The organism is uncultured Gimesia sp. (assembly GCF_937919775.1).
Taxonomy (GTDB): domain Bacteria; phylum Planctomycetota; class Planctomycetia; order Planctomycetales; family Planctomycetaceae; genus Gimesia.
In genome coordinates this window covers 1-5,684 of record NZ_CALFPF010000390.1, presented here as the reverse complement: position 1 = coordinate 5,684, position 5,684 = coordinate 1, and the positions used below count along the sequence as shown (strand labels likewise).

Genomic DNA, 5,684 nt, shown 5'->3' with positions numbered 1-5,684 from the left:
TTTATTATTCAATACGCATTAGATTTATTTTAAGTAATTGAAACAGGCTAAAGGTCAAGAAATTAATACTGAACCTTCTCAACAATCGGAATCTATTGAAGGTGCGTCCAGCTTAAAACGTGCCTGTCTGTGTGCTCAAGTCTGTGATGAGTTCAAGGGTAAAGACATTGTCGTCCTTGATGTCGCTAAAATCACGCCTTTGTTTGACTATTTTATTATCGCGACCTCATCCAATATGCGTCAAAGTCATGCGATTGCCGATGAGGTTCGCATTTTAATGAAACGCGACAGTACGCATCGACGCAATATCGAAGGCAAAGACAGCGAATGGATTCTCGGTGACTATGGAGACATCGTGCTGCATATTTTCACAGAAGATGCACGCGAGCTCTACGACCTGGAACGCCTCTGGGCCGATGCCAAAAAAGTGGACTGGCAGCCTTCTAAAGCGGATCCTGAGTAGCAGGAATCACCGTTTCAATGATTCTCAGCCACCAGCGTGTATTCCGGGCATCAATCAAATCGCCATACTGTCTTCCTTGAAGATAGACACCAGAGTACCCCTCTTGGAAATGTGACATGAATATTCTCGATGAACTCAGAAGCCGATTTGAACCCGTTTTAGCAGAATGGACCAACGATCCGTCTTCCGTCATTGAAATGCTGAAAGCCTCTCAGGATGCCAAATTTGGTGATTACCAGGCAAATTTTGCCATGCCATTGGCGGCTCGTTTAGACGGAATCAAGCCCCGAGACCTTGCAGTCCAGATTGCGGAAAAAGTAGATCTGTCTGACTTCTGCGAACCCCTGGAAGTGGCCGGCCCCGGGTTTATCAATATCAAACTGAAACAGGACTGGCTGGAAGGCCTGACAAAACAACTTGTTCCGGATGAACGACTGGGCGTTTCTCCCGCCAAAACGCCTCAAAAAGTGGTGGTTGATTTTTCAGCCCCTAACGTCGCCAAGCCGATGCATGTGGGACACTTAAGGAGTTCGGTGATCGGGGACGCCAACTATCGCGTGCTGCAGTTTCTGGGGCATGACGTTGTCGGCGACAACCACATCGGTGACTGGGGAACCCAGTTCGGCATGATCATTTTCGGGTATAAGCATTTCCTCAACGAAGCTGCGTTCCAGATAAATCCCGTGAACGAGCTGGCACGCCTGTATCGGCTGGTGAATCAATTATCGGATTATCATGCCACGCAGAATGCGGTTCCGCTGCGACAGACCGAGACCGAAAATCTCGAATCAAAACTGCAGACACTGGAAACAACCGCCAACCTGACAGACAAAAAAATCCAGAAGCAGCTGAAGAAATTAAAATCTGACATCGGCGAACGAAAAGCCGAATTGACTTCAATGCAGGAAAAGCTGACTGAATTCGAGCAGGACGAAGATTTAAAAAGCAAAGCAATCGCCTTTCCGGACATCGCACGGCAGGCACGTGAAGAGACCGCCCGGCTCCATGCAGGCGATGCGGACAATCTCGCGCTCTGGAAACAGTTCCTGCCGGAATGCCTGGATGCGATCCAGACCGTTTATGATCGACTCGACATTCACTTCGACATGACTTTGGGGGAAAGCTTTTATCAGCCGATGCTGGCTGATGTGGTGGCTGACCTGAAGCAGAAGGGACTGGCCCAGGAAAGCCAGGGCGCGATTTGCGTGTTCATGGAAGGCTTTGAAGCCCCCTTTATCGTGCAGAAACAGGATGGCGCCTTCACCTACGCCACAACGGATCTCGCCACGATCAAATATCGTGCTGAGGAACTGAAAGCAGACCGCGTACTCTATGTCGTCGATTCCCGGCAAAGCGAACACTTTCAACTGCTGTTTGCCACTGTCAAGCAGTGGGGCTTTACGGAGCTGGCATTACAGCATGTGAGCTTTGGAACCATTCTGGGTAAAAACAAACGCCCTTACAAGACCCGGTCCGGCGATACGGTGGGACTGGAAAGCCTGCTGGATGAATCGATCCAGAGGGCTCACGCCATCGTCGCAGAAAATGACGATGCCAAACCTGATGGCCCGGAACTGAGTGAAGCAGAACGCCAGCAGATCGCAGAAGTCGTCGGTCTGGGGGGAATCAAATACGCCGACCTGAAACATAACCGGGACAGCGACTATGTCTTCGACTGGGACAAAATGCTCGCGAACCGCGGCGATACGGCGACTTACATGCAGTATGCCTACGCTCGCGTCTGTGGCATCTTCCGTAAAGGGAATATTGACCGGAGTGCCCTGCGGAACGAACAGGCTGTGCTCTGCCTGACAGAAGAAAGTGAACGCGCCCTGGCGCTGCAGATCAATCGGTATTCGGAAATTCTGGAAAGCGTGGCCATTGAGGCCCGGCCCAATTACCTGACTAACTACCTGTTTGAGCTCTCGAATCTATTCAGTACCTTCTACAACAACTGCCATGTACTGAAAGCGGAAGAGGAACAGGTGAAGACGAGCCGCCTGCTGCTCTGCGATTTAACCGCCCGTGTGATCAATCACGGCTTGTCTCTGCTGGGAATCCGCACCTGCGAGCGAATGTAGGTTTTAACATCCCGTCAGCCAACTTCAAAACACATACGACGTAAAAAAAACGCACTCCAGATCGGAGTGCGTTTTTTCATTAATATTACCCGGCAAGGGCTCGAACCTTGACTAACAGAATCAAAATCTGTTGTGCTGCCATTACACTACCGGGTAATGTGTTTGCTATTTTCAGACACAGCAGCTCAACTCGGGTTCACCGCTCAAAGAGTGATGAACCCGGCGTCTGGAGTTTATTGAATCCCTAAAGATCTGGCAAGAGTTCTCTCAGGGAAATTCCGTAACTTTCAGATTCACTAGTCGTTACGCAGTTTGAGGCCCATTTCGCCCAGTTTTTCGCGGATTTCATTAAGTGAGGTCACACCGAAATTACGGCTGGCCAGCAACTCATCCGGACTGCGACGCAGTAGTTCGCCCATCGTTCCGATTCCAAGTCGCGACATACATTTTCGCGATCGCACGGAAAGTCCGAGATCGGAAATTGGTTTTTCCGTAACCGGGTTGTCTGCCAACTCCGGCGGCAAGGCTGCGTAGCCACCTTCCTGCCCCAGAGATTCGTGCAGGTTCTGTCCGATGTGCAAACCGAACGAAGTCAGCATCTCACGAATTTCGTCGAGTGAGGTCTGTCCGAAGTTCTTACCGGCCAGCAGATCGTTTTCGCTGACACGTGTCAGATCGCCCAGCGTATGAATATCCATCGCGTGCAGACAGTTGCGGCTGCGAACGGAAAGCTCGAAGTCGGTGACCGGTCGATCCAGCAACTGCTTCATGCGTGCTTCGTTGCGAGCGGTCTCTTCATCGTAATACATGTTGTCAGCAGCTTCGATGTCCTTCAGGTACATCGCAGCCATTTCATTCAACGGATCTGCTTCCAGAATACGACGGAAACAGAACGCAGCGGCTGGATAGTTTTCCATATCCTCATAGAGCAGTCCCAGATTCAGGATCGCTCCCAGATAAAAGGGAGGACTGGAAAGAGACTGTTCGTAGAGGCGGATCGCATCTTCGTCGTTTCCCCGTGAAGCATTTTCTCCTGCCAGACGGAAAATCGCACGTGAGTGCCGCGGATCCATATCGACGGCGCGTTCAAAGTATTCAATCGCCCCGTATAAATCGCCCCGGTCAGAGCGAATACATCCCATCTGAAAGGAATACTCAGCACGGCCGGCGGCGTCCTTGGCGATAGAAGACAGAATGGCTTCTGCCTGATCCAGTTTGCGCATCAGACGGAGAGTTTCTGCTCTGCGGAGGGAACACTCAATGGAATCATAACCCAGCTTCGCTGCTGCTTCCAACTGGGCATCTGCTTCCTCATATCGTTTCACTGCCATTAAAGACACAGCATGAAAAAAGCTGGCCGTGGCATTATCCTGAACTTTTTCCAGTTGCGAAACAGCATCTTTATGCTGGCCCAGCAAATGCAAGGCAATACCTGCTCTCGCATGAAGTCCCAGTGAAGCCTGACCCTCAGATATGTTCTTGACGAGAGCCTGTACTTCGCTGCGTAGCTCAGCAACCTGATCAGAGCAAACGATTTCTGACAACCGTTCTACATCAGAATAGCCCACGCTGTCAGAACTTTGTAACACACTTTTCACGTCAATTAATTCTTCTACACTCACACTATTTTCCTTTATTGCAGCTAGCGCGCAGATGGAAGCAGGCAATAGATTCTATTCACACAAACTATTGCAAAATTTCATAGACCCAAATCTTACAATCTGTTTAGACAAACGGCAACCATCAAGGCTTGTTTAACCTGTTTTCCGGCTGTGGATATGTACCTCAGGCTTAAACAAGGCCCAGACCAGTGATCTAACGAACACACACCATCAACATTACTGGACCAGCGCCTGATAACCGCCATCACCGGGAGCTCCAGGCAAGTGTCGATTTTCCCGGACTATTTTTCGGTCTGGATAATATACCAGAACACTTTGCAGCAACGCTTCATTTTCTCTGGAGTCGAAGGAGCAGGTTGAATAAACGAGTCTGCCCGTCGGTTTCAAATGATTCAAGGCGCGTTGCAGCAGATCTCGCTGAATGACATTCAGTTCCCGGAGGGAAGCATCATCGATTCTCCAGCGTGCCTCAGGACGCTTCCCGAGCACCCCGGTATTCGAACAGGGCGCATCCACTAAAATGGCATCAAAGGGGGCTCCTGGCAGGACTTTTTCGTGTGAGTCGATCAATTGAGGCTGAATCATATTCAGTCCCAGTCGCGACGCGTTTTCTTCGATCCTGTCGAGCCGCTCATCACTGACATCAGTGGCGATGAGCGTGCCCGTATTCTGCATCAGTTCGGCCAGATGCGTGGTCTTGGTTCCGGGAGCAGCACAGAGATCCAATACGGTTTCACCTGGTTGAGGATTGAGCAGGTTTCCTGCCGCAATCGCGGATTCATCCTGAATAGTAAACATTCCGGAATTAAATCCCGTCAGCGTTTCCAGAGAAACCGCTTCTTCCAGCCTGATGGACTGGGGCTCTGATCCCGGGCTGGCCTGAATACCTGCTTCCGCCAGTTCCTTCAGCAGATCTTCCCGGCTCGTTTTCAATTCGTTCACACGCAAGTAAAGTTTATTGCGTTGATTAAACCACTGCGCGATCTGCAGCGTCTGCTGTAACCCATATTGCGAGAGCCAGTCGGAAATCAATGAGAGCGGAAAACTGAACGCTTTCGAAAGATAACCAGCCGGGTTTGTTTCCGGATCATCAAACAGATCTGATGCAAAACAGCGGTAACGCTCGAAATTCAGGGGAATTGCATTGGCCTTTGGTGCCGTCGCGATGTCATCGGTGATGAGCCTGCCGACGGAGCGCAATATGGCATTCACCATTTTTTTCCAGCGAACCCTGTTGAGTTTTGCCGCGAGTTCGACGGTCTCTGAGACAGCGGCATGGTCGGGAATCTGATCGAGGATGACCAGTTGATACACGCCGATCTGCAGAAGCGTCCATAAAGGAGCCTCCACTTTTTCCCGTGGGCGGGTCAACTGGCTTTCAATCAATGTATCCAGAGTCAGCTGCCGTCGAATCACGCCGATGCTGATTTCCATTGCGAGGCGGCGATCCAGAGAAGAAAGATCGATGCGACGTTCCCAACTCTGGAGAGAATCGCTGATAAACTGATCATGACAGCG

Annotated in this window: 4 protein-coding genes and 1 tRNA gene; 2 read left to right on the top strand and 3 right to left on the bottom strand. The window is 50.5% G+C overall.

What is annotated here, in order from left to right; genetic code table 11:
• Positions 1-37 precede the first annotated feature (37 nt).
• Complete coding sequence (gene rsfS, locus Q0294_RS10730) at positions 38-463, top strand: ribosome silencing factor (RefSeq protein ID WP_299464644.1); 426 nt, start codon at positions 38-40, stop codon at positions 461-463.
• 116 nt (positions 464-579) lie between these two features.
• Positions 580-2,544: an arginine--tRNA ligase gene (argS, locus tag Q0294_RS10725; RefSeq protein ID WP_299464641.1), complete on the top strand. Its 1,965-nt coding sequence runs from the start codon at positions 580-582 to the stop codon at positions 2,542-2,544.
• A gap of 85 nt (positions 2,545-2,629) precedes the next feature.
• Here argS and Q0294_RS10720 read toward each other — a convergent pair.
• The 3 genes from Q0294_RS10720 to rsmB form a co-directional block, all read right to left on the bottom strand.
• Positions 2,630-2,700: transfer RNA gene (locus Q0294_RS10720), tRNA-Gln, on the bottom strand.
• Between the two features lie 140 nt (positions 2,701-2,840).
• Positions 2,841-4,166: a DNA-directed RNA polymerase subunit alpha C-terminal domain-containing protein gene (locus Q0294_RS10715; RefSeq protein WP_299464637.1), complete on the bottom strand. Its 1,326-nt coding sequence runs from the start codon at positions 4,164-4,166 to the stop codon at positions 2,841-2,843.
• 216 nt (positions 4,167-4,382) lie between these two features.
• On the bottom strand, positions 4,383-5,684 hold a 1,302-nt coding region (gene rsmB, locus Q0294_RS10710; RefSeq protein WP_299464634.1), incomplete at its 5' end, for a 16S rRNA (cytosine(967)-C(5))-methyltransferase RsmB.

What these genes read in the sequence shown, in the direction of transcription:
- argS (WP_299464641.1), top strand. Translation starts at nt 580, where the DNA reads ATGAATATTCTCGATGAACTCAGAAGCCGATTTGAACCCGTTTTAGCA.